This window comes from Streptomyces sp. CA-142005, from assembly GCF_050942335.1.
Taxonomy (GTDB): Bacteria; Actinomycetota; Actinomycetes; order Streptomycetales; family Streptomycetaceae; genus Streptomyces.
The window spans coordinates 9,219,739-9,242,921 of record NZ_CP192078.1 but is presented as its reverse complement, the minus strand read 5'-3'; the positions used below and the strand labels follow the sequence as shown (position 1 = coordinate 9,242,921).

General features: G+C 71.8%; 20 protein-coding genes. 11 read left to right on the top strand and 9 right to left on the bottom strand.

Translation table 11 applies throughout. From position 1 onward, the window contains the following. Window positions 1-51: 51 nt before the first annotated feature. On the bottom strand, window positions 52-1,176 hold the full coding sequence (locus tag ACQPXS_RS42620; protein ID WP_433454843.1) for a GNAT family N-acetyltransferase: 1,125 nt from the start codon (window positions 1,174-1,176) through the stop codon (window positions 52-54). Window positions 1,177-1,464: 288 nt separating this feature from the next. After that, a complete protein-coding gene (locus tag ACQPXS_RS42615; protein WP_433454842.1) occupies window positions 1,465-2,337 on the bottom strand; it encodes a helix-turn-helix transcriptional regulator in 873 nt (290 codons plus the stop codon). A 139-nt stretch (window positions 2,338-2,476) separates the two neighbouring features. Here ACQPXS_RS42615 and ACQPXS_RS42610 point away from each other — a divergent pair, with 139 nt between their 5' ends. From ACQPXS_RS42610 to ACQPXS_RS42575, 8 genes are all read left to right on the top strand, one after another. Further along, on the top strand, window positions 2,477-3,274 hold the full coding sequence (locus tag ACQPXS_RS42610; protein WP_433454841.1) for an SDR family oxidoreductase: 798 nt from the start codon (window positions 2,477-2,479) through the stop codon (window positions 3,272-3,274). A 61-nt stretch (window positions 3,275-3,335) separates the two neighbouring features. Beyond that, the gene (locus ACQPXS_RS42605; protein WP_433454840.1) at window positions 3,336-4,265 is read left to right on the top strand and encodes an SDR family oxidoreductase; all 930 of its coding nucleotides are present in this window, start codon (window positions 3,336-3,338) and stop codon (window positions 4,263-4,265) included. A 26-nt stretch (window positions 4,266-4,291) separates the two neighbouring features. Next, window positions 4,292-4,507 carry a tautomerase family protein gene (locus tag ACQPXS_RS42600; RefSeq protein WP_433454839.1) on the top strand — a complete coding sequence of 72 codons (216 nt, stop codon included), beginning with the start codon at window positions 4,292-4,294 and terminating at the stop codon, window positions 4,505-4,507. 47 nt (window positions 4,508-4,554) lie between these two features. Then, window positions 4,555-4,986 carry a PaaI family thioesterase gene (locus tag ACQPXS_RS42595; protein ID WP_356311785.1) on the top strand — a complete coding sequence of 144 codons (432 nt, stop codon included), beginning with the start codon at window positions 4,555-4,557 and terminating at the stop codon, window positions 4,984-4,986. Between the two features lie 263 nt (window positions 4,987-5,249). After that, entirely contained in the window at window positions 5,250-7,871 is a 2,622-nt protein-coding gene (locus tag ACQPXS_RS42590; RefSeq protein ID WP_433454838.1) for a TIM-barrel domain-containing protein, read from the top strand. A 124-nt stretch (window positions 7,872-7,995) separates the two neighbouring features. After that, complete coding sequence (locus tag ACQPXS_RS42585; protein WP_433454837.1) at window positions 7,996-9,204, top strand: carbohydrate-binding protein; 1,209 nt, start codon at window positions 7,996-7,998, stop codon at window positions 9,202-9,204. 126 nt (window positions 9,205-9,330) lie between these two features. After that, a complete protein-coding gene (locus ACQPXS_RS42580; protein ID WP_433454836.1) occupies window positions 9,331-10,107 on the top strand; it encodes a polysaccharide lyase family 7 protein in 777 nt (258 codons plus the stop codon). 93 nt (window positions 10,108-10,200) lie between these two features. Continuing rightward, window positions 10,201-10,653, top strand: coding sequence for a hypothetical protein (locus tag ACQPXS_RS42575; RefSeq protein ID WP_356311781.1), 453 nt, complete (start codon window positions 10,201-10,203; stop codon window positions 10,651-10,653). A 33-nt stretch (window positions 10,654-10,686) separates the two neighbouring features. Here the strand turns inward: ACQPXS_RS42575 and ACQPXS_RS42570 are convergent, their stop codons facing one another. Beyond that, the gene (locus ACQPXS_RS42570; protein ID WP_433454835.1) at window positions 10,687-14,061 is read right to left on the bottom strand and encodes a pyruvate carboxylase; all 3,375 of its coding nucleotides are present in this window, start codon (window positions 14,059-14,061) and stop codon (window positions 10,687-10,689) included. Between the two features lie 171 nt (window positions 14,062-14,232). Further along, on the bottom strand, window positions 14,233-15,084 hold the full coding sequence (locus ACQPXS_RS42565) for a hypothetical protein (protein WP_433454834.1): 852 nt from the start codon (window positions 15,082-15,084) through the stop codon (window positions 14,233-14,235). Window positions 15,085-15,791: 707 nt separating this feature from the next. Here ACQPXS_RS42565 and ACQPXS_RS42560 point away from each other — a divergent pair. Further along, window positions 15,792-16,781, top strand: a complete 990-nt coding sequence (locus tag ACQPXS_RS42560) for an aldo/keto reductase (RefSeq protein ID WP_365331145.1) — start codon at window positions 15,792-15,794, stop codon at window positions 16,779-16,781. Between the two features lie 200 nt (window positions 16,782-16,981). Here the strand turns inward: ACQPXS_RS42560 and ACQPXS_RS42555 are convergent, their stop codons facing one another. Further along, the gene (locus ACQPXS_RS42555; RefSeq protein WP_433454833.1) at window positions 16,982-17,344 is read right to left on the bottom strand and encodes a DUF6343 family protein; all 363 of its coding nucleotides are present in this window, start codon (window positions 17,342-17,344) and stop codon (window positions 16,982-16,984) included. 377 nt (window positions 17,345-17,721) lie between these two features. On the opposite strand from ACQPXS_RS42555, the gene ACQPXS_RS42550 reads away from it, so the two are divergent. After that, a complete protein-coding gene (locus ACQPXS_RS42550; protein WP_433456201.1) occupies window positions 17,722-18,981 on the top strand; it encodes an MFS transporter in 1,260 nt (419 codons plus the stop codon). 224 nt (window positions 18,982-19,205) lie between these two features. On the opposite strand, the gene ACQPXS_RS42545 is transcribed toward ACQPXS_RS42550, so the two are convergent. The 3 genes from ACQPXS_RS42545 to ACQPXS_RS42535 are packed head-to-tail and all read right to left on the bottom strand — an operon-like array spanning window position 19,206 to window position 20,940. Beyond that, window positions 19,206-19,949 carry a metallophosphoesterase family protein gene (locus ACQPXS_RS42545; protein ID WP_433454832.1) on the bottom strand — a complete coding sequence of 248 codons (744 nt, stop codon included), beginning with the start codon at window positions 19,947-19,949 and terminating at the stop codon, window positions 19,206-19,208. After that, on the bottom strand, window positions 19,946-20,224 hold the full coding sequence (locus ACQPXS_RS42540; RefSeq protein ID WP_356311773.1) for a BON domain-containing protein: 279 nt from the start codon (window positions 20,222-20,224) through the stop codon (window positions 19,946-19,948). The genes ACQPXS_RS42545 and ACQPXS_RS42540 overlap by 4 nt, the downstream gene beginning before the upstream one ends. Next, complete coding sequence (locus ACQPXS_RS42535) at window positions 20,221-20,940, bottom strand: hypothetical protein (RefSeq protein WP_433454831.1); 720 nt, start codon at window positions 20,938-20,940, stop codon at window positions 20,221-20,223. The genes ACQPXS_RS42540 and ACQPXS_RS42535 overlap by 4 nt, the downstream gene beginning before the upstream one ends. 305 nt (window positions 20,941-21,245) lie before the next feature. Here ACQPXS_RS42535 and ACQPXS_RS42530 point away from each other — a divergent pair, with 305 nt between their 5' ends. Further along, window positions 21,246-22,397 (top strand): PP2C family protein-serine/threonine phosphatase, encoded by a 1,152-nt coding sequence (locus tag ACQPXS_RS42530; protein WP_433454830.1) that lies wholly within the window; start codon window positions 21,246-21,248, stop codon window positions 22,395-22,397. 107 nt (window positions 22,398-22,504) lie between these two features. Here the strand turns inward: ACQPXS_RS42530 and ACQPXS_RS42525 are convergent, their stop codons facing one another. Continuing rightward, on the bottom strand, window positions 22,505-23,005 hold the full coding sequence (locus ACQPXS_RS42525) for a hypothetical protein (protein WP_365331157.1): 501 nt from the start codon (window positions 23,003-23,005) through the stop codon (window positions 22,505-22,507). Between the last annotated feature and the right edge of the window lie 178 nt (window positions 23,006-23,183).

Sequence of the window (23,183 nt, the reverse complement as noted above, 5' to 3'; positions counted from 1 at the left end):
CGCGAAAACGTCCGCCGCTTGGCCGAAATTTTGACGAGAACCTGCCAGTAACTACCGCTCCGGAAGGCGATTCTTCCGGGCGGCCGGGGAAGCGGCCGTGCCCTGAGTACGCACCCTACCCACCGTCTTCAGCAGCCGGTCGGCCGGCGCGCGCAGCTGCGGATGGGCGTTGACCGTGTTCCGCAGCCCCCGCACCGGTCTGCGCCACAGCCGCTGGGCGAGCGCCACCGGGTGCGGACGGGCCGCGAAGCCCTCGGCGACCCGCAGTTCACGCGTCTTGAGCCAGTCCTTGTACTCCTTGTCCCCGCGCCCGAGGTCCACGAGGGTCACCCCGTGCCGGGCCGCCGCCTCGGCGGTGCGCAGATGCATCATCAACCCCGGGGAGTAGTAGTGAAGTTCGGGGTCGTAGGCGGTGAACCAGGCTGCCAGCACGGTGCTCGACCGGGGGCCGAAGTGGGCCGCGACCGGCCGGTCACCCGCGTACAGCACGGACAGCACTCCGGTGAAGTGCTCCTCGCGGACGCGGAAGAGATGGTCGACCAGGCCGACGATCCACGGCCGGGAGAACCGGTCCATGCGGCCGGTCCTGCGGTACTGCGCGGACTTCCACCGCATGAGGGTGCGCAGCGCCTCCGGGTCGCGCTCGTCGAACTCGAACCGCACCTCGCCGATGTCCCGGCCGAGCCGCCGTTCCTTCTTCAGCGTCGTCTTGGCCAGGCCCGGGTAGGTGCTCCGCAGCCACTCGGGGTAGCCGCCGTCGCCGGGCTTCACATCGATCACCGGGGAGGCGAAGGTGCCGGTGACGTGGGCCGCGAACGGCCGCTGCTCCTGGACGAGGTGGTCGAACTCGAAGATGCTGAGCCCGCAGGCCCGCAGCAGTTCCTGGGCGTTCCAGGTGACCCCGGGCCGGTGCACGAGGGCCTGGCAGTCGGACAGTCCGAGCCCGATGGCCCGTCCGGTGCCGAACGGCCCCCGTTCGTACGGGAAGAACCCGGTGGGCTCCCCGCCCTCGCGCAGGACCGCCACGCGTGCCCCGCGCCGGTACCGGCCGACGCCGATCGCGAACTCCGGTGCGAGGAAGGGGTTGGAGTACTCGGGTGACTCGTCCATCGCGTGGTGCCAGGCCCGGCGCAGTTCGGGCGTCAGCTCGCCGGGTCTGTGGATGGTGATCTCCACCTCAGTTCGACCGCCCTTCCGCAGGCTCCGCAAGCGGTGTGCCCGAGGCGGCACAGACCGGTGAGGCGTGTGGATCATGGCTCATGGATCGCATGGGCGACCGCTCCCCCCATGACGCGCCGGGCGCGTCCTGCCGCTCGTTCCGATGTGCGCGCCGCATCCCCTCCGCACGCGACTGCTCAAACGTCGCGAATCAGGGCGCACACTGTCAAGTGTGCCTCAGGCGACGGATGATCCGCCACGGGTCTGCCGACTTCGTGACAAGTCCGGTGCTGTCCCGCGGCTTGCTCAGCGGGACCGGTGCCCCGGCTCTTCCGCCGTGGCGCCCAGGTCCTGAGTGCCGATCACCGAGAGCAGCTCCAGCTGGGCGGCTCCCTCGGTGCCGGGCGGGGCGCTGAACCACAGCAGGCGCTGCCGGCCGTCCTCGCTGAAGAGGTTGTGACAGTCCAGCTCGATGACGCCGAGCGAGGGGTGGACGATCCGCTTGTGGTCGGTGCGGCGCAGTGCCACCTCGCGCTGCTCCCACAGCTCGGCGAACTCCGTGCTGCGCCGCAGCAGCGTGGCCACCAGCCGGGTGACGTCGGCGTCCCTGGCGCGCCGGGCCGCGACCGCCTGGAGGTCGGCGGTGAACACCCGGGAGTGGTGCGGATGGTCCTCGGCCGGGTAGAGGCCGCGGGCGGCGGGGTCGGTGAACCAGCGGTAGACGAAGCTGCGGTGGGGCCCGCGCCCGCTCGGCATCGCACCGAGCAGCGCCACGGCGAGGGGGTTCTGGACGAGCGGCTCGTGCAGGTCGGTGATGACCTGGGCGGGGGTCGTCGTGAGCCGGTCCAGCAGGCCGAGCAGGGCGGGCTGGACGAGCGCGGTGGGTCCGGACGCCTCGGCCGGCAACGGGCGGTCGGCGAGGTGGAACAGATGGTCGCGTTCGTCGCCGCCGAGCCGCAGGGCACGGGCGAGGGCGGCCAGGACCTGCGCGGAGGGCTGAGCGCCGCGGCCCCGCTCCAGCTCGGTGTAGTAGTCGGCCGACAGTCCGGCCAGCTGGGCCACCTCCTCACGGCGCAGGCCCGGGACCCGGCGCCGCGGACCCGCGGGCAGGCCGACGTCGGCGGGGCGTACCCGGTCGCGCCGGGACTTCAGGAAGGCGGCCAGCTCGGCATGGTTCACGCCCTCCATGGTCGCGCGCCGGGCGACGCGTATCCAGGGGTTGCCGGCCCCAGGGTGAGCGCAGCCGTGGCTGGCCCGGAGACGGCGGCCCAGGCTGGAGGAGCACTTCCCGCACCGCCCCTACGGCAGGAGACCGCTCATGTCCGCTCAGGAAACAGCCACCCAGGAAACAACCGTCCAGGAATCGGCGCCCCGGGAGCCGGCTGCCCGGCCCCGCGTGGCCGTGGTCACCGGAGGCTCGCGCGGCATCGGCCGGGCGACGGTGAGCCGGCTCGCCGCCGAGGGGTACGCCGTGGTGATCGGGTACGCCGGCAACCGCGAGTCGGCCGAGGCCGCCGTCAAGGAAGTCACCGCGGCAGGCGGCAGCGCGGTCGCCGTGCGCGCCGACGTCGCCGACGAACAGCAGGTCGCCGAGTTGTTCGGGACGGCCGCCATGCGGTTCGGCGGGGTTGACGTCGTGGTCCACGCGGCCGGCCGGATGCATCTCGCGCCGATCGCCGAGCTGGACCTCGCCGAGCTGGACGCGATGCACCGCACCAACATCCGCGGCACGTTCGTGGTCGCCCGTGAGGCGGCCCGCACCCTGCGCCGGGGCGGCTCGTTCGTCGCCTTCTCCACGTCCGTGGTGGGCCTGGCCTTCCCCACCTACGGCGCCTACAGCGCGAGCAAGGGCGCGGTCGAGGCGCTGACCCTGGTACTGGCCCGCGAGCTGCGCGGCCGGGACGTCACGGTGAACACCGTCGCCCCCGGGCCCACGGCCACCGAGCTGTTCCTGGACGGCAAGGACGAGGACACCATCGCGCGCCTGGCCGCCCAGCCGCCGCTGGAACGCCTCGGCACGCCCGCCGACATCGCCGAGGTGGTGGCGTTCCTCGCCTCCCCGGCCGGCCACTGGGTCAACGGCCAGGTCGTACGCGCCAACGGCGGCATCGTCTGACCCTTCCCGTCCCGACCCCGCCACCCCGATCCCAGCCCGATCCACACGCCATCGAGGAATCATGACCGCGGACACTCCCCGAACGACCACCGACACGCCCCGGACCATCCTGGTCACCGGCGCCTCCAGCGGCTTCGGCGCGCTGACCGTGCGCGCCCTGGCCGACGCCGGTCACACCGTCTACGCGGGCATCCGGCAGACGACCGGCCGCAACGCACCCGCCGTGGCCGGCCTGGACCGGTACGCGGCCGAGCACGGCGTGTCCCTGTACGCCGTCGAGCTGGACGTCACCTCCCAGGACTCCGCCGACGCGGCGGTGGACCGCGTGCTCGCCGCCGAGGGCCGGCTGGACGTGGTGGTGCACAACGCGGGCCACATGGTCACCGGGCCCGCCGAGGCCTTCACGCCCGAGCAGCTCGCGGACCTCTACGACGTCAACGTGCTGGGCGCCCAGCGCGTGAACCGGGCCGCGCTCCCCCGGCTGCGGGAACGGGGCGAGGGCCTGCTGGTATGGATCGGCAGCTCCAGCACGCGCGGCGGCTGTCCGCCCTTCCTGGGGCCGTACTTCGCGGCCAAGGCGGCGATGGACGCGCTGGCGGTGAGTTACGCCGGTGAGCTGGTCCGGTTCGGCATCGACACCGCGATCGTCGTGCCGGGCGCCTTCACCTCCGGCACGAACCACTTCCTGCACGCCGGCACCCCCGCCGACACCGGGCGCGCGGCGGCCTACGACGAGCGCTACGGCACCCTGCTGGCGGAGCTGGACAAGCGGCTCGCGGCACTGATCCCGCCGGACGCGGACCCGGCTCAGGTCGCGGAGGCCGTCGTACGCCTGGTGGAGCTGCCCGCCGGCCGCCGTCCGCTGCGCACCCACGTGGACCCCGCCCGTGACGGCAGCGAGGTCGTCTCCGCGGTCGCCGACCGCATCCGCGCCGAGTTCTTCCGCCGCGCCGGCCTCGACGGCCTGCTCACGCCGGGCAGTTCCCTCTGACCCCCCTCGATCAAGGAGGAAAAACCATGCCGTTCGCGAATTTCAAGGTGCCCGCCGGAAGCCTGGACGACGAGCAGAAGGAGCTGATCGTCACCCGTGCCACCGAGTTGTACGTCGAGATCTACGGCGAGCGGGCCCGCGCCGGCACCATGGTCCTGGTGGAGGAGGTGGCGGACGGTGGCTGGGGCATCGGCGGCGGTGTCCTGAAACTCGCCATGCTCCAGGAGCCGGCCGGGGGCTGACTGGCACACTGCCCGATCATCGTGGCACTCACGAAAGGCGGTACACCATGTCGACCACTACCCCGCGCGGCGTCCCCGAGCCCGCCGAGCTCCTGGCCGCCATGCCGTTCGCTGCCGCGTTGGGCATCGAGCTGCGCGAGGCCACGGCCGAGCGGGCCGTCGGCAGCCTGGCCTGGTCCCCGAAGGCGTGCACGGCGGGTGGCGCCCTGCACGGCGGCGCCCTGATGGCGCTGGCGGACTGCGTCGGGGCGGTGTGCGCCTATGTCAACCTGCCCGAGGGGGCGACCGGTACGTCGACGGTGGAGTCCAAGACGAACTTCCTGCGGGCGGTCACCGGCGGGCACGTCCATGCCACCGCCCGGCCGCTGCACCTCGGCAGCACGCTCATCGTGGTGCAGACGGACCTGCGCGACGACCGGGACCGGCTGGTCGGCCAGACCACGCAGACCCAGATCGTCCTCCGGAAGAACGCGGACTGAGCGACCCGCGCGCGAAGGCCGGCCCCCGCTGTCGAGGGGGCCGGCCTTCGTCGTGCACGGCCGGGTTCCGGGCCCGAGTCCGGCCGACGTCGGGCCCCCGCACTCTTGACATGAACCTGCGTCAGCCCCGAGGCTCCTGCTTGAAGTTGCTCGATTGAAGCCTGTTTCGAGCGCTTGTGAGCACAGGAGCAAGAACAGTCAGTCCGCAGTGCTGCGAGGGGAGCTGTTCCGCCGTGCAAAGACCGCGAAGACCGCGCCATCGTGTGCCGTGGCCGGCCTGGGTACCGCTGGGGCTGGCGACCGCCCTGGCGGGAACCCTGCTCGCCGCCCCGGTGCCCGCCCAGGCCGCCGCCACCGCCTCCGGCGCCGTACTCGACCCCGCTCACAGCAGCGTCGGCTGGCAGAGCCCGGTCTACGCCAAGGGCACCGGCGGCGGCACCGAGAGCTGTCCCGCCCCGGCCGCCGACCCCGACGACAGGGTCTGCGACCGCTTCGACCTGACCGTCTCGGTGCCGGACGGCTACTGGGACGACAACCCCGAGGGCGGCGTCCCGCTGTCGATCAGGTGGGAGAGGCCCTCCGACGACTTCGACCTGTACGTCTACGACGACCACGGCAAGCAGGTGGCGTCCAGCGCGGGCACCGCCGACCCGGAGGCCACGGTGATCCCGCGGGCGTCGGGGACGTACCACGTGGTGGTCGTGCCGTACGACGTGCACGACAACTCCTTCACGGGCACCGCGTACCTGCCCGCCACCACGGACGCCGGCGATCTCACGTCCTTCTCCGGCGGCGACGGCAGCTACACCGTCGAGGCGGGGCAGTTCACCGCGCGGGCGGACTTTCTGACGGGAGGTCAACTGCGTCTGCAGGCCGACCCGTCCGGCTCGCTGAGCGATCCGGCGGGCACGGCCATCGTGCGCAAGCAGCCGGCCGTGGAGCGGCGCACCTCGTCCTTCGACGCGGGCGACTACTACGGCATACGCTCGCCACAGGCCGTGCTGCGCGTGTACAAGAAACCGCTGCGCTTCGGGCTGTACAAGCCCGACGACCGCACCCGGATCTGGCAGGAGGACAAGCCGCTGCGCTGGTCGACCGGCGGCATGCGGCAGAGCCTGGTGCGGGGTGCCGACGAGCAGTTCTTCGGCGGCGGCGAGCAGAACGGCGGTTTCTCGCACCGCGGGCAGACGATGTACGTGGCCAACAGCTTCGACTGGAACGAGGGCGGTTACAACAACTCCCAGCCGTTCTATCTCTCCAGCGCGGGCTACGGCGTCCTCCGCAACACCTTCGCACCGGGCGTGTACACCTTCGGCTCACCGGTCACCACCGGTCAGCAGGAACGGCGCCTGGACGCCTACTACTTCCTCGGGGACGCCAAACAAGTAATCGGCAAGTACACGGCGTTGGTCGGCAGGCCCTTCATGCCACCGGTGTACGGCCTCGAACCCGGCGACTCCGACTGCTACCTGCACAACGCCAACCGCGGCGAGCGGCACACCCTGGACGCGCTGAGGATCGCCGACGGGTACACGGACAACCAGATGCCGCTGGGCTGGATGCTCGTCAACGACGGGTACGGCTGCGGTTACGAGAACCTGGAGCAGACCGCCCAGGGCCTGCGGGACCACCACGCCCAGCTGGGCCTGTGGACCCAGGACGGCATCGACAAGCTCGCCGACCAGGTCAGGGCGGGCCAGCGGGTGGCCAAGCTGGACGTGGCCTGGGTCGGCAACGGCTACAAGTTCGCGCTGGACGCCTGCGACGCCGCCAAGAAGGGGATCGAGGACAACAGCGACGCGCGCGGCTTCGTGTGGCTGCCGGTGTCCTGGGCGGGCGCCCAGCGCTGCGGGGTGCTGTGGAGCGGCGACCAGAAGCTGTCCTGGGACTACATCCGCTGGCAGATCCCGACCTATGCCGGGGCGACCCTGTCCGGTATCGCCTACAACACCGGTGACGTGGGCAGCATCTACCGCCACGACGCCACGATGTACGCCCGCGACCTGCAGTGGAAGGCGTTCCTGCCGGCCATCATGACCATGGACGGCTGGGCGACCGACCTGACCACCAAGAAGCCCGCCGACCAGCAGCCCTGGCGGGACGGCGAGCCCTACACCTCCGTCAACAGGAAGTACCTGCAGCTCAAGGAACGGCTGCTGCCGTACATGTACACGCTGTCCGCCGAGGCGGCGAAGACCGGCGTCGGCGCGGTGCGTCCGCTGTGGCTGGAGTACCCCGACGACCCGAACACGCTGTCCGACCAGGCGAAGTACGAGTTCCTGTCCGGCCCCGACTTCCTCGTCGCCCCGGTCTACCAGGACTCCGACACCCGCGACGGCATCTATCTGCCGAAGGGCACCTGGACCGACTACTGGACCGGCCGCACCTACCGGGGCCCGACCACGGTCGACGGCTACCACGCCCCGCTCGACACGCTCCCGCTGTTCGTGCGCGAGGGCGCGATCGTTCCGATGTGGCCGAAGGGGACGACGAGTTGGCAGACCCGGGACCGGCACGAGCTGGACTGGGACCTGTATCCGGCGGCCCACGGTACGAGTCGCTACACGCTGTACGAGGACGACGGGGTGACCCGCGACTTCGCCAAGGGGGCCGCCGCCACCCAGCGGGTCTCCCTGCGCTCCGACGGCGGCGGGACGACGGTCTCGGTGGGGGCGAGCAGGGGCGAGTACGCCGGCAAGGTGGACGCCCGCTCCTACCGGTTCACCGTGCACGGCGACGGGCCGCCCGCCCGCGTCCTCCTCGACGGCCGCCAACTGCCCGTCTCCGCCTGGTCCTACGACGCCGGCACGCAGGTCACGACCGTGACCGCACCGAGCCTGCCGCTGGACCGGGGTTTCACTGTTCGACTGGTCGACGGGAGGTAAAGAGATCGTATGGTCTAGTCCAAAGAGCGTGTTGGTCTAGTCCAACTCATTGACGTGGCCGCAACAGCTCCCGGAGGGTGGGGCTCCCCGCCCCGGGGACTCCCCCACCCTCTGGAGGCACGCAGTGACACGTCTTCGGGCATGTCTGGGCGCGGCGGCGGCCGTCACGCTCGCCGCCGCCGGCACGACCGCGCTCGTTTCGAGCAACGCCTCGGGCGCGACGAGCGCGCTGAGCAACCGCTGGTACGCCGCCGCCCCCTATCTGATGCCGCTGGACAACGACCCGCCGGACCCGGCCGCCATCATGGACGCCACCGGACTGAAGGCCTTCCAGCTGGCCTTCGTCCTCGCCCCCAACGGCGGCGGCTGCTCACCCACGTGGGGCGGCACCGCGCCCGTCTCCTCGGACACGGCCGTGCAGTCGATGATCAGCACGATCCGCGCCAAGGGCGGTGACGTCTCCGTCTCCATCGGCGGCTACGGCGGTACGAAGCTCGGCCAGGCCTGCGCGGACGCGGCGTCCACGGCGGCGGCCTACCAGCAGGTCATCACCAAGTACGGACTGCACGCCATCGACTTCGACCTGGAGGAGCCGGAGTACGAGAACAGCGCGGCCATCAAGAACGAGATCGGCGCGGCCAAGATCCTGCAGCAGAACAACCCGGGGCTGTACGTCTCGGTGACGACGGCCGGCACCGCGGACGGCACCGGCTGGTTCGGCAAGCAGATGCTGCTGGAGGCCAAGTCCCAGGGCTTCACCCCGAACAACTTCTCCATCATGCCGTTCGACGGCGGCTTCAACGGCGCGGCGAGCCAGACCGGCGCGCTGACCAACTTCAACTCCATCCTGCAGTCGACCTTCGGCTGGGACCAGGCGACCGCGTACGCCCACGAGGGCTTCTCCGGCATGAACGGCCGCAGCGACACGGGCGAGTACTTCACCCAGGCCGACTTCCAGACGGTGCTGGACTACGCGACGAGCCACAACATGGACCGCTTCACGTTCTGGTCCCTGAACCGCGACCGGCAGTGCAGCCCGCCCGACAACGGGGGCCGTACGTCAGGGACGTGCTCCAGCGTCACCCAGAACTCCTGGGACTTCGCGAAGTACTCGGTGCGGTTCGCCGGCGTCACCCCGCCCACCACCACGCCGACGCCGACCCCCACGCCGACGCCGACCTCCTGCAAGCCCGCGTGGAGTTCCACGGCGGTGTACACGCAGGGCAACGAGGTCTCGTACAACCAGCACAACTGGAAGGCCAAGTGGTGGACCCAGAACGAGGTGCCGGGCGCCTCGGAATGGGGGCCGTGGCAGGACGAGGGCGCCTGCTGAGCCACTTGACGTGTCTGGTTCAGACCTCTAGCTTCCCGGGTCATCAGCGACCAAGGATGCGTTCAGCGTTCATCATGCTGAACGCATCCGCTGCGTCCGGTTCACTTCCAAGAAGGGACCCCCCACATGACCCGATCCCGGCTCCTCGCGGTGCCGACCACCGCGGGCCTCGCCCTCACCCTCGCTCTCCTCGGCAGCCCCAGCGCGGTCGCCGCCGACCCGCATGTCGCCCCCGGCGGCAACTTCGACCTGTCGGTCTGGGAGCTGCAGGAGCCCGTCGGCTCCCCGGGCAGCCCCACCACCATCCCGTCGTCCCGGCTCCAGGGCCCCAACGGCTACCAGGACGCGTACTTCTACACCGACACCCGAGACGGCGCCATGACCTTCTGGGCGCCGGAGAAGGGCGTGACGACCCCGAATTCCAACTACGCCCGCTCAGAGCTGCGGGAGATGAACCGCGACGGCAGCGCCGCCGACTGGGCGCTGTCCGGCTCACACAGGATGAGCGCGACCCTGCGCGTGGTGTCCGTGACGAAGAACGTGTGCGTCGGGCAGATCCACCTCGGCAGCGGCGGTTCCTCCACCAAGCCGCTGCTGGAGCTGTACTACCACGCCAACGGCGACATCGTCCTCGGCACGGAGAACTCGCCGTCCGGCGGACAGACCGCGCACACGGTCGGGCACGTGTCGATCGGCAAGACCTGGAGCTACACCATCGCCATATCCGGTGGGAACACCATCGACCTGACCGTCAACGGCGCCACCACCCACTACGGCATCCCGTCGTCGTTCCAGCAGTACAAGCAGTACTTCAAGGCCGGCTCCTACAACCAGTCCTCTTCGGACAGTACGACCGACGGCGCCCGTGTCGCGTTCTACGGTTTGACCGTGAAACACGGCTGACACGCGGCCCGACCTGCGCGACTGGTGGAAACCGTCGTACGGTCGTAGCGTCGGGTGAACGCGCCAGGACACAGCACGACGGCGGGAGCGACCATGCGCGGATCAGTGATGGGAACGGCGGTCACCCTCGCGGCAGGCGCCCTTCTGACGGCGGCCATGACCACGGCTTCGGCGAGTCCGCCGACCGCGGCCGCCCGGGCCGCCGCCCCGCGCCCCGTACTCGTCGACTGCACGTGGCACCAGAACGTCCGCCCGGCCGACTTCATCCTGGCCTGCGGCGACGGCAACAGCCGCCTCCTGGGGCTCCACTGGTCGCAGTGGAGTCAGGACGGGGCGACGGCCAAGGGCACGAACTTCGTCAACGACTGCAAGCCGTACTGCGCGGCCGGCCGCTTCCACGGCTACCCGGTGACCGTCCGGCTCGACGAACCCAAGGCCTGGAAGAAGCATCCGGGCGTGCAGCACTACACGCGGATGACCCTCACCTACGTCGATGACCGGCCCGAAGGGTTCAAGCAGGTCATGACCTACCCGCTCTGGGACTGAGGGCCCACGAGCGGGTAGGTGCCGGGCGCCAGGTCAGGCGAGCTCCACCAGGAGGTCGCCGCCCTCCACCTGCTGGATGCGGTTGATGGCCAGGCGGGACACCCGGCCCGCCTTGGGCGCGGTGATGGTGGCCTCCATCTTCATCGCCTCGATGGTGGCGACGGTGGCGCCGGCGGCGACCTCGTCGCCCTCGGTCACCACCAGGGTCACCACACCGGCGAACGGCGCCGCCACATGGCCGGGGTTGGCGCGGTCGGCCTTCTCCGTCACCGGCACGTCCGAGGCCGCGGCGCGGTCACGCACCTGGATGGGCCGCAGCTGGCCGTTGAGCGTGGACATCACCGTGCGCATGCCCCGCTCGTCCGCCTCACCGACGGCCTGCAGCTCGATCAGCAGCCGGACGCCGGGCTCCAGGTCGACGGCGTACTCCTTGGCGGGCCGCAGGCCGTAGAAGAACGCCTTGCTGTCCAGGACGCTGGTGTCGCCGAAGCTCTGCCGGTGGGTGTCGAACTCCCGCGTGGGGCCGGGGAACAGCAGCCGGTTCAGGGTGGCACGGCGGTCCTTGGCCAGCCCCTCGCGGTCCTCGCCGGACAGCTCGGGCACCGGCTTCGCCGTGGCCCGGCCCTGCAGGGCCTTGGTGCGGAACGGCTCGGGCCAGCCGCCGGGCGGGGTGCCCAGCTCACCGCGCAGGAAGCCGATCACCGAGTCCGGGATGTCGAACTTGTCGGGGGTCTCCTCGAAGTCCTTCGGGGAGACCCCGGCGCCCACCAGGTGCAGGGCGAGGTCTCCGACGACCTTGGAGGACGGGGTGACCTTGACCAGGCGGCCGAGGATGCGGTCGGCGGCGGCGTACATCGCCTCGATGTCCTCGAAGCGGTCGCCGAGGCCGAGGGCGACGGCCTGGGTGCGCAGGTTGGACAGCTGGCCGCCGGGGATCTCGTGGTGGTAGACCCGGCCGGTCGGCGAGGCGAGGCCCGCCTCGAACGGGGCGTAGATCTTGCGGACGCCCTCCCAGTACGGCTCCAGGTCGCCGACGGCCTGCAGGTCCAGGCCGGTGGGACGGTCGGAGTGGTCGGTGGCGGCCACCAGTGCCGACAGCGACGGCTGGGAGGTCGTACCGGCCATGGAGGCGACCGCGCCGTCCACGGCGTCGGCGCCCGCCTGGATCGCGGCGAGGTAGGTGGCGAGCTGGCCGCCGGCCGTGTCGTGCGTGTGCAGATGCACGGGCAGATCGAACTCGCGGCGCAGCGCGGAGACGAGCTTGGCCGCGGCAGGGGCGCGCAGCAGGCCCGCCATGTCCTTGATCGCGAGGACATGGGCGCCGGCCTCGACGATCTGCTCTGCCAGCCGCAGGTAGTAGTCGAGGGTGTACAGCCGCTCGGCGGGGTCGTTCAGGTCGGCGGTGTAGCAGAGGGCGACCTCGGCGATCGCGGTGCCGGTCTCACGCACGGCGTCGATCGCGGGGCGCATCTGGCCGACGTCGTTGAGGGCGTCGAAGATCCGGAAGATGTCGATGCCGGTGGCGGCGGCCTCCTGCACGAACGCGTCCGTCACCTCGGTCGGGTACGGCGTGTAGCCGACGGTGTTGCGGCCGCGCAGCAGCATCTGCAGGCAGATGTTGGGGACGGCCTCGCGGAGGGCGGCGAGCCGCTCCCAGGGGTCCTCGGCGAGGAAGCGCAGGGCGACGTCGTAGGTGGCGCCGCCCCAGCACTCCAGGGAGAGCAGCTGCGGCAGGGTGCGGGCGACGACCGGGGCGACGGCGAGGAGGTCCTTGGTGCGCACGCGCGTGGCGAGCAGGGACTGGTGGGCGTCGCGGAAGGTGGTGTCGGTGACGCCGATGGTCGGCGACTCGCGCAGCCGGCGGGCGAAGCCCTCGGGGCCGAGGTCGACCAGCAGCTGGCGGGAGCCGGCGGGGGGCTCGCCGGCCGGCAGCGGCGGCAGCTTGGTGACGGGGTCGAGCAGGTCGGGGCGTTCGCCGTGCGGCTTGTTGACCGTGACGTCGGCGAGGTAGGTGAGCAGCTTGGTGCCGCGGTCCGCGGAGGAGCGGGCCGTCAGCAGATGCGGGCGCTGCTCGATGAAGGAGGTGGTGACCCGGCCCGCCTGGAAGTCGGGGTCGTCCAGGACGGCCTGCAGGAACGGGATGTTGGTGGCCACACCTCGGATGCGGAACTCGGCCACGGCACGCCGGGCCCGGCCGACGGCGGCCTTGAAGTCCCGGCCCCGGCAGGTGAGTTTGACCAGCATCGAGTCGAAGTGCGCGCTGATCTCCGTGCCGGCGTGGGTGGTTCCGCCGTCCAGGCGGATGCCGGAGCCGCCCGGGGAGCGGTAGGCGCTGATCCGGCCGGTGTCCGGGCGGAAGCCGTTGGCGGGGTCCTCGGTGGTGATACGGCACTGCAGGGCGGCGCCGCGCAGGGTGATGGTGTCCTGGGCGAGGCCGAGGTCGGCGAGGGTCTCGCCGGAGGCGATCCTCAGCTGGGCCTGGACCAGGTCGACGTCCGTGACCTCCTCGGTCACGGTGTGCTCGACCTGGATGCGCGGGTTCATCTCGATGAAGACGTGGTTGCCGTCGGGGTCGAGGAGGAACTCGACGGTGCCCGCGTTGCGGTAGCCGATCTCGCGGGCGAAGCGCACCGCGTCGTCGCAGATCCGCTGCCGTACCCCGGGGTCGAGGTTGGGGGCGGGGGCCAGCTCGATGACCTTCTGGTGGCGGCGCTGGAGCGAGCAGTCGCGCTCGTAGAGGTGAATGACGTTGCCCTCGCCGTCGGCGAGGATCTGCACCTCGATGTGGCGGGGGTCGACGACGGCCTTCTCCAGGAAGACGGTCGGGTCGCCGAACGCGGCGTCGGCCTCGCGGGACGCGGCCTCGATGGACTCGCGCAGCTGGGCGAGGTCCTCCACGCGGCGCATGCCGCGCCCGCCGCCGCCCGCGACCGCCTTGACGAAGACGGGAAAGCCGATCTCCTCGGCGGCGCGCACCAGTTCGTCCACGTCATTCGAGGGCTGGGACGAGCCGAGCACGGGCACGCCGGCCGCCCGGGCGGCGGCGACCGCGCGGGCCTTGTTGCCGGTCAGCTCCAGGGTGGCCGCGCTCGGGCCGACGAAGGTGATGCCCGCCTGCTCGCAGGCGCGGGCCAGTTCCGGGTTCTCGGACAGGAAGCCGTAGCCCGGGTAGACGGCGTCCGCGCCGGCCCGGCGGGCGGCGCCCACGATCTCCTCGACGGAGAGATAGGCCCGCACCGGGTGCCCCGGCTCGCCGATCTCGTACGCCTCGTCGGCCTTCAGCCGGTGCAGTGAGTTGCGGTCCTCGTGCGGGAACACGGCGACGGTGCGCGCGCCGAGTTCGTAGCCCGCCCGGAACGCGCGGATCGCGATCTCTCCACGGTTGGCGACCAGCACCTTGCGGAACATCCTGGATTCCCTTCAGCTGCCCTGCCGGCGACGAACACCATGGTGTCAGCCACGCCCTGCCGTACCTCGCGGGCCACCTTAGGGGGTGGCCGCGCGTGTCCACGTGCGAAAACCATCACACTGACGGGGTGGGCGGCGCCACAGGGGCGGGCGGTGGGATCAGCGGTCCCCTCAACAGTCCATGGATGTCATGGCCGTGTCCTTCGACCGCTCGGCCTTCGCCGGCGCGGGCACGGGCCGGGGCGGCACGGACACCGGAATGACGCCGGGCGCCGTGGGCGCGGACCCGCCGCCTTGGACGGGCAGCAGCAGACGGGCCCGCAGCCGTGCGCGGCGGCCGTGCAGCAGGCCGAGGACGATCGCGGAAGCCACCGCGATCAGATGCTCACGGCCGGCCAGGTTGGGGACGGCGATGGACTCCCACACCATCGAGCCGCCGGTCAGGGCGAACACCACGGGCGCGCGTTCGACCACCGAGAGATAGGTGAACAGGCCGACGACGGCCGCGGAGGGACCGGTGTCGAGCACCTGGCCGTACGCGTGCGGCAGTCCGAACCCCCACCAGCCGGGGCCCATCGCGATCATCACGCGTGCGGTGAGCGTGCCGGCCAGGGTGGTGGCATAGGAGATCGCCAGCGTACGGGCCCGGCCCAGGACCAGTTCGGCCCAGGCGAAGGCGAGGAACAGCTGGGTGATGCCCGCCCACACCGGCAGATCGAGCGCCGGCACGTACAGCGACACGGGCGTGCGCAGCAGCGACAGCCACAGCGGCAGGTCCGCCCGGACGCCGCCGAGCCGCGTCACCCACAGCGCGCCGAGCCGATGCTGGGCGATCGCGTGGAAGAAGATGACACCGAACGCGGCGACGAACGCCAGCAGCAGCCCGGACACTCCGCGCCGCGTGAGCCGCCGCACCGGTTCGACGACGATGGCGTGCCACTCGCCGCGCAGCGTGCGCCCCGTGAAGCGGACCAGACGTGCGAGCAGTGCGCGGCACCACTCGATGCGCGCGTCAATCGTCATGAGACACGGCAGTCCATCGCCTTCGGCTCCCCCGTCATGTCCATCGCCCCCTTCACCCGGATCCGGGCATTTCCGGGTCGCCGCGCCCGAGCCTTCAGCCGCCGGTGCCTTCTTCGGTTCCGCCGAGTGCGATCACGGGGACACGGCGCCCGGTCCCTCCCCTGGTGTGGGCCTCTGTGGTGGTGAGACCCGATCGGTCACAGTTCAGCGAGCCGGGAGGCGGGCGTCAAGATCCTTTGCGGAGGGACCGGGGTGTGGGAAGACCCACAGGTCCCCGACGGCGGAATCCGGGCCCGAGAGGCAACCTTCACCCTCTCGGAGCCGTCCTCCCCTACAGGCCACTCCAGCGCCTCGGCGCGACACGCGGGTCCCACCGCCGAGGTCGCGGTACGAGCGCGGAACCTTTCCCCTTCGATCACGAACACCCGTGCAATGACGGCCGGTTCACCACCGAGTGTCACGGCGGCCTGCGCCGCCGGCGCAGATCAGGGCCGAGACGGGGGCGGAGCCGTGCGACGAGCCGGGAGTCACCCGGAACGACCTGTACGAGGTGCCGGTCGGGCTGGATTCCCGGTCCGTCCCGGAGCGTTGCTTGACTTGGAGAGCGCTCCAACTCGTAGCGTCGCAGACGTACGGCACGGCGGGGGTTCGTACCCGTGTGCCGTGCGGGACGACGATCGAGTGTGCGGGAAAGGCTGGTACATCACATGCAGAAGCGCAGTCTGCGGGACCTCCAGGTATCGGCCATCGGCCTCGGATGCATGGGGATGTCCGCCTTCTACGGCTCCGCCGACCAGGAGGAGGGCGTCGCCACCATCCGGCGGGCCCTCGAACTGGGGGTCAACTTCCTCGACACCGCGCAGGTGTACGGCCCGCTGACCAACGAGTCGCTGGTCGGCGAGGCGATCCGGGGGCACCGGGACGAGTACGTGATCGCGACCAAGTTCAACTACCGGATGGACGACGCCGTACCCGGCGACATGAGCACGGTCGGCCGGCAGGACGGCTCCGCCGAGCACGTGCGCAGTTCGATCCACGGTTCGCTGCAGCGGCTGGGCACCGACCACATCGACCTGTACTACCAGCACCGGGTCGACCCGAACGTGCCCATCGAGGAGACGGTCGGCGCGCTGGGCGAGCTGGTCGCCGAGGGCAAGGTGCGGCACATCGGGCTGAGCGAGGCGAGCGCGGAGACCATCCGGCGGGCGCACGCGGTGCATCCGATCACCGCCGTGCAGAGCGAGTACTCGCTGTGGACGCGGGACGTGGAGGCCGAGGTGCTGCCGGCCTGCCGGGAGCTCGGCATCGGCTTCGTGCCGTACTCCCCGCTCGGCCGCGGCTTCCTCGCGGGCCGCTTCACCTCGCCGGACGAGCTGGACGAGAACGACTTCCGGCGCAACAACCCGCGCTTCACGGACGCCAACCTGGAGGCGAACCTGCGACTGGCGGCCAAGGTGAAAGAGATCGCCGCCGAGAAGGACGTCACGCCGGCCCAGCTGGCCATCGCCTGGGTGCTGGCCCAGGGCGAGGACCTGGTCCCCATCCCGGGCACCAAGCGGCGCACCTACCTGGAGCAGAACGCCGCCGCGGTCGGCATCGAGCTGACCAAGGAGGACCTGGCGCGCATCGACGCGGAGCTGCCCGAGGCGGCGGGTGAGCGGTACGACGAGGCGGGGATGCGGGCCGTCAATCGCTAGGTCGCCGAAAGCGGCTACGGCCCGCCCGGCGTCCTCGCCGCCCTTGCCAGGCGCCTACGGCAAGGACGGCGGCGCCCACGAACAGCACGCACCGGGAGACGAGCTGGAGCTGCTTACGGGCTGTTACTGAGAGGACACATCGGCAGGCTCCGAGTCGGCGGGTCTGCTCAGAGGGCCGCGATCGGCGGGGCGGGCCCGGCTCACCGGTGGGTGCCGGGCTCTGCCGTGTCCGTCTCGGCGCCTCGCTCCCGGCGCCTCCGCCCCCTCACGACCGCGAGATCCAGCGCCGCGGCCAGCGCCAGAACACCGCACACCACCGCGAGGGTGGTCAGCGCGCCGCTGCCCGGGCTGTCGCCGGGGCCCGAATGCGCCGCCCAGACGGCGAAGCCGGCCGTCGCCGCGGCGAACAGCGGCAGGAAGACGGCGGACAGCAGCCGGCGCAGCCGAAGTGCGCTGCGGGCGGTGGCCGGTTCGGTGCCGGTGCGGGGGAAGCGGTGACCAAACGCTCCGGAGCGTGACCGAGGCTCCGGTGCCGCCGTACGTCCGTGGTGTTCGTCACGCATGGAATACCTCCTTCGGCGGGACGACACGGTCTGGCACCGACCGCGTAGCCAGGACCCGGGACCGGGAAACCGGGAGCCTGTGAGGAAGCACACGCGCGGCTCAAGTGCCCTACCGGCACCGGCTTTTGTGCCTCTCGCCGCCCGCCCGAAAGACGCCACGCCGACCACTGTGCCCTCCCGTCTGCCACGATTGGGCGACGCCCTGACCGGGCGGCCCGGCCGTGCAGTGCAGCCGGCCCGACGGGTTCCGCCGGTCTCTCCCCGACTCCCTTGGTTGTCGAGTACCGCCTGTGTCTGCTGCCCCTGCCCTGCCCACATCCGTGCCCAATTCCGCCCCCGCCTCGCGTTCGCCGTGGCGGTCCCTGCGACACCGCGGAATGCGCTGGTGGTCGGCCGCGAATTTCGTCTCGAACGCCGGGACCTGGATGCAGCTCACGGTGCAGAACCTGCTCGTGCTGCACATCACCGGTTCCGCCGCGGCGACCGGCCTGTCGATCTCGGTGCAGGCGGCTCCCGCGCTGTTCGTGAGCCTGCTGGGCGGCGCGGCCGTGGACCGCTGGCCCCGGAAGCTGACGGTCGCGGTCAGCCAGGCGCTGCTCGGCGCGGTCGCGTTCACCACGGCCCTGCTGGTGGCGCTGGACCGGATCAACATGCCGGCGCTGCTGGTGCTGGCCGCCGTGACCGGCATCATCGCCACCGTCGACGGACCGGCGTGTGCGCTGCTCGGCAACGACCTCGTGCCCAGGGAGGACGTGCCGTCGGCGATCGGTGTGGGCGCCCTCGTGCACAGCGCGGGCCGGCTGGCGGGCACCGCGCTCGCCGGTGTGACCGTCGGTTTCCTCGGCACGGGCGCCGCCTACGCCGCCAACGGGCTGTCCTTCCTGTTCGTGGCCTCGGTCGTGCCCTTCCTGCGGCCGGTTCACGGGGCGGTGGCGGAGCCGGTGGCGCAGACGCGGACCGTCCCCACCCCCGCCCCGGCACAGGCGGAGATGAGCGTGCGTGAAGGCCTGCGGTTCTTCGTGCGCCGCCCCCGTCTGATGGCCCTCGCCGGGATCACCGGGATCAGCTCGGTCTTCGGCCGCAACTACGGCCTGACCCTCGCCGTCCTGGTCACCGGCCCGCTCGCGGGCGGCGCCGGGTCGTTCGGCACCGTCTCCACGGTGCTGGCGGTCGGCGGCATCATCGGCGCGATCCTCGGTGCCCGGCTGCGCAAGCCCTCCGTACGGACCGTGGGTCTGCTCGCGGCCGCGGGCGCCCTCCTCCAGGTCGTCGCGGGCCTGTCGCCCTCGCTTGCCGTGCTGATGGTGCTGGTGCTGCCCATGGCCGTGGTGGAGTCCGTCTCCGACACCGCCGGGACGGCCGTCCTGCAGACCGACCCGCCGGCCCATCTGCGCGGCCGGGTGCTCGGCGTGTGGAGCAGCATCGGCACGGTGTGGAGCCTCGGTGGCCCGCCCCTGCTGGGCCTCCTCATGGAGTGGGCCGGTGCGCGCGGCGCCCTGGTCGCCGGTGGTCTCCTCATCGCCGGATCGATCGGCGCGGGCCTGCTGGCCCAGCGACGTGGCGGCCTGATGCCGGTGACCGTGGCCGCGAAGGACGGCGACGTGACCGCACGCGAGGCGCTGGGTACCTGCGCCTGACCGGCCCGGAGGGGCTCGGTACGGCCCGCCTGACCGGCCCGGGGGCGCACGGTACGGCCTCTTGACCGGTCGGGTGGCGCACACTCGGTGTCGCACGCTGCCCCGCCTGCCTGGAGACGCCCGGTATCGCCGCCTGACCCGCAGCTATGTGCGCCGCATGGACCCCCCGACCGACCGTGACCGACCGGCAGGCGCACGGTCCCGCGCCCGACCGCCCTGCCGGCTCACCCCTGCCCGTGCTCCTCGTGGCCCGGCAGGTTGTACACGTGGAAGGCCTGCCCGATGACCGGCTGGGCCACGTTCCGTACGCGGACACCGCCGCTGGTCATGCCGTGCTCGGTGCCGGCGTGGGCGTGCCCGTGCACGGCGAGGTCGGCGCCGGCGGTGTCGATCGCCTCCGCGAGCAGATAGCTGCCGAGGAACGGATAGATCTCCTGCGGCTCCCCGGCGAGGGTGTCCGGAACGGGCGAGAAGTGGGTCAGGGCGATCCGGACGTCACAGTTCCGGTCGGCCAGGTCCTTCAGGGCGGCGTGCAGACCGTCGGCGCACCGGCGGCTGTAGCGGACGAACTCCTTCATGAGGGGTTCGCCGAACTCGCCGGCACAGCGCCCGACGAATCCGCCGCCGAAGCCCTTGGTCCCGGCGACCCCGATCCGGGTCTCGCCGGTGCCCACCACGACGGCCTCTCCCTCCAGGACGTGGGCCCCGGCGTCCCGCAGGATCGCGGTGACCTCCTCGGGCCGTTCGTCGTGGTGGTCGTGGTTGCCCAGGACGGCGACGACCGGCACCCCGAGATCCTTGATCTCCCGTGCGACGACCGCGGCCTCCTCGGTCGTGCCGTGCCGGGTGAGGTCGCCGGCGAGCAGCAGGACGTCGGCGCACTCGCGCAGCGTCTCGAAGGAGGAGCGCAGCGTGCCCTGGCTCTCGGGGCTCATGTGGATGTCCCCGACGGCCGCGACGCGGATCATGTCAGATCCTCTCCGTGGTCGGGCGAGGAGGTCCCGGCGACGAGGATGTCGCAGTGGACGGGGTGCCCCGCCAGTTCTTCGCGTGCCAAGTGGCAGATCTCGTCCCGGCACTGGCTGGACGGCACGGTGCCGGTCAGCAGGATGGCGTCGCCGCGCAGCTCCAGCCGTACGCCGAGTTCCCCGAGGTCACCGGTGGCCAGGCGCTCGGCGAGGTGGGCGACGCGGTAGTCCAGGTTGCCGGCCGCCTGCGGGGGCGGCGGGCTCGTGTCGGTCATGGCTGCCCCTCCTGGGGCTCGATCACGTTCAGCCGTTCGAGGAGGAAGAGGAAGGCGGCCGGCATGGGCTGGTCGCCGCAGGCCGTCCGCAGCTCCTCCCAGTCGACCTTCTCGCGGACGGCGCGGGCCACCGGCAGTACCGCCCCGAAATCGCAGTAGTGCTCCGAGAAGGCGCTGATCAGGCTGTGCATCAGATCGGTCGGGGAGAGGACGGGCATCATCACCGAGTCGACCGGCAGGACATGGGCCCGGTCGAGCATCTCCTCGGTGACGGGCTGGTGCGCGAGGGCGAAGATGATGTCGATGTTCTGCCCGCGGCAGGTGGTCTTCAGCAGCCAGTCCTCCGGCGGGGTCCGGATCGGCAGGCCAGCCTCGCGCAGGGTGCCGGCCACCGCCGTGGCCTCGTCCCGCAGCACGCAGAAGTCGGCGTCGTGCTGGAGGTAGCGGCTGCCACCGTGGGCGTAGACCGCCACACTGCCGGCGAGCGCGAAGCGGTGGCCGGCCCGTTTGAACAGGGCACCGATCTGCTTGGTGGCCTCCAGGATCGCCTGGCTGCGGTCCTGCGGCAGGTCCGGCTGTCCCGGCGCGGTCCCGGTGGGCTGGTCCGGCTGTCCCGGCGCGGTCCCGGTGGGCTGGTCCGGTCCGCCCGCGGCGAGGCGCAGCTCGGTGACCTCCGGTCGCCGGAGGGGAGCGGTGTCCTCTCCGTTGTGTGTCATGGCGGCTCCGTTCGCGGCCCGGGGCCCCGGGCGGCCGGTCCGGACCCGGGGGCGTACGGGTACCCGGCGCGATCGCGCCGACACGGCGCACGGTCGGGCTGTTCCTGGCGGCTCGGTCGTCCGCGACCAGCGGGAACAGGCGGTAAGGATCTCTCCGCGGCGAGCGGCGGGACTTCGGTGCCTGCATGATCGGCACGCCGCGGCCCCTGCTCCGTACCGCCTTGACCGACGCACCGGACGCCACGTCACTCGGCCCGCGCCCACACTGGCGTGCGGCGTGTCCGGCCCGGGAGCACGCTGGAGGGATGACGCCCTGGCCCAGAGCGGGTTCGCGGCAGCCGTGGCAGTCGGTGCACGCTCTGCTGCTGCTCCCGATCACGCTCATCGTGGTGATCACTGTGGTGGACGTGCAGACCCCCACCAACATCCACCTGGGCCCGGCCCTGGTGATCGCCCCCGCGATCACTCCTTCCTTCGCCGGGCCACGGACCACGGCCGCCGTCGGAGCGCTGGCACTGGCCGCGCAGACCCTCATCGGCTTCACCCACGGCGGCATCGGCACGTCGAACCACGTCGTGCAGATCATCACCCTCGCGGTGCTGACGGGGACGCTGGTGCTGTACAGCGCCCTGCGGGAGCGCCGGCAGGCCCAGCTGGCCCAGGTCCGCACGGTCGCCGAGGCCGCGCAGCACGTGCTGATGTGGCCGCTGCCCGAGCAGATCGGCCCGCTGCGGATCGCCTCGCTGTACCTGGCGGCGGAGGACGAGGCGCAGATCGGCGGCGACCTGTACGCGGCGACCCGGTGCGACGGCGCGGTGCGCGTCCTGATCGGTGACGTGCGCGGCAAGGGGCTGCCCGCGATCGGTGAGGCCGCGCTGCTGCTGAGCGCCTTCCGGGAGAGCGCCCACCGGCACATCCCGCTGGAGGAGCTGGCCACCCTGCTGGAGCAGAGCGTCACCCGGTACGCGGCGGACCTGGACCCGCCGGAGGAGGCGGGCGAGCGGTTCGCCACCGCGCTGCTGGTGGAGATCCCGGACCGGGATCCGGTGACCCGGATGACCAGTTGCGGGCATCCGCCGCCGCTGCTGCTGAGCCCCGGCCACGCCGTCACGGTCCCGAGCCTGCACCCGTCCCCGCCGCTCGGGGTGCACGGCAACTGCGAACACACGCTGGACGTGTTCTCCTTCGAGCCCGGTGACACCCTGCTCCTGTACACCGACGGGGTCGTGGAGGCCCGGGACGCCCGCGGCCGGTTCTATCCGCTCACCGAGCGGGCCGCGCTCTGGACGGACGACGCCCCCGAGGCGCTGATGCACCATGTGCGGCGCGACCTGCTCACCCATGCCGGGGGCCGGCTGGACGACGACGCCGCGCTGATCGCGCTGCACCGCACGGCGGTGGACCGGCGCCGCCACCACGGCCGGGTCACCGGTGCGAACAGTCTCCGGCAGCCGTGAGGGCGGCCGGGCACCTGCCGGAAGGCCATGGACGGCGTCCGGCACATCCGTCGAGCAGGCGTGAGCCCCGCCCCGAGTGGGGCGGGGCGGGACCGCACGCCCCCCGGTCAGCGGACCGACTTGAGGTCGGTGATCTTCAGGGTCTTCAGGTCGGACTGGACGTCGATCTTGCTGACCTCGGCGTGCGGCCCGTCGCTCCAGGTGAGCGTGACCCGGCTGGTGGCGTGGCCGGCGCCGGAACCGGTGTAGGTCACCTTCCACTTCACCGGCACGTTCTGCGCGAAGAGAATGCCGTCGGCGTGCTCCTTCTTCTCGAAGGCGGCGACCTTCTTCTGTGCGGCGGCGGAGAGGTAGAAGGCACGCAGCGCCTTGGCGGCGTCACCGGCGGACTTGTCGTCGATGGACCAGACGGCGTCGATGTAGGCGCCGTAGAAGTCGGCCACGTGCTGGGTGACGTTGCGCGGGTCGCCCTGGGCGGAGGACACGGCGGCGGCACGGGTCGTGCGGCTCGCGCCGGCGCCCGCGAGGGCGGGCGTCACGGCGGCCAGGGTGAGGCCGCCGGTGAGGGCGACGGCGGTGATCAGGGTCTTGCGGCTGCGGACGGACATAGGTCTCATTCCCCCGGTTTCGTTACGACCGGGCTGATCCCGGCCGTCGACGGACTTTAAGACCCCATTTCCCTCGCACCGGTTCCGCTTTCTCTCGGCTTTTTCCCACTCCGTTCCCGGAACATGAGGCAGCCGGATGGTTGTGCCGAATTCCGGTCGCTTTTCGGCGTCCTTTCGG

Coding starts and splice junctions, on each gene's coding strand:
- ACQPXS_RS42610 (WP_433454841.1), top strand. CDS start 2,477: ATGTCCGCTCAGGAAACAGCCACCCAGGAAACAACCGTCCAGGAATCG.
- ACQPXS_RS42605 (WP_433454840.1), top strand. CDS start 3,336: ATGACCGCGGACACTCCCCGAACGACCACCGACACGCCCCGGACCATC.
- ACQPXS_RS42600 (WP_433454839.1), top strand. CDS start 4,292: ATGCCGTTCGCGAATTTCAAGGTGCCCGCCGGAAGCCTGGACGACGAG.
- ACQPXS_RS42595 (WP_356311785.1), top strand. CDS start 4,555: ATGTCGACCACTACCCCGCGCGGCGTCCCCGAGCCCGCCGAGCTCCTG.
- ACQPXS_RS42580 (WP_433454836.1), top strand. CDS start 9,331: ATGACCCGATCCCGGCTCCTCGCGGTGCCGACCACCGCGGGCCTCGCC.
- ACQPXS_RS42575 (WP_356311781.1), top strand. CDS start 10,201: ATGCGCGGATCAGTGATGGGAACGGCGGTCACCCTCGCGGCAGGCGCC.
- ACQPXS_RS42570 (WP_433454835.1), bottom strand. CDS start 14,061: ATGTTCCGCAAGGTGCTGGTCGCCAACCGTGGAGAGATCGCGATCCGC.
- ACQPXS_RS42565 (WP_433454834.1), bottom strand. CDS start 15,084: ATGACGATTGACGCGCGCATCGAGTGGTGCCGCGCACTGCTCGCACGT.
- ACQPXS_RS42560 (WP_365331145.1), top strand. CDS start 15,792: ATGCAGAAGCGCAGTCTGCGGGACCTCCAGGTATCGGCCATCGGCCTC.
- ACQPXS_RS42555 (WP_433454833.1), bottom strand. CDS start 17,344: ATGCGTGACGAACACCACGGACGTACGGCGGCACCGGAGCCTCGGTCA.
- ACQPXS_RS42550 (WP_433456201.1), top strand. CDS start 17,722: ATGCGCTGGTGGTCGGCCGCGAATTTCGTCTCGAACGCCGGGACCTGG.
- ACQPXS_RS42545 (WP_433454832.1), bottom strand. CDS start 19,949: ATGATCCGCGTCGCGGCCGTCGGGGACATCCACATGAGCCCCGAGAGC.
- ACQPXS_RS42540 (WP_356311773.1), bottom strand. CDS start 20,224: ATGACCGACACGAGCCCGCCGCCCCCGCAGGCGGCCGGCAACCTGGAC.
- ACQPXS_RS42535 (WP_433454831.1), bottom strand. CDS start 20,940: ATGACACACAACGGAGAGGACACCGCTCCCCTCCGGCGACCGGAGGTC.
- ACQPXS_RS42530 (WP_433454830.1), top strand. CDS start 21,246: ATGACGCCCTGGCCCAGAGCGGGTTCGCGGCAGCCGTGGCAGTCGGTG.
- ACQPXS_RS42525 (WP_365331157.1), bottom strand. CDS start 23,005: ATGTCCGTCCGCAGCCGCAAGACCCTGATCACCGCCGTCGCCCTCACC.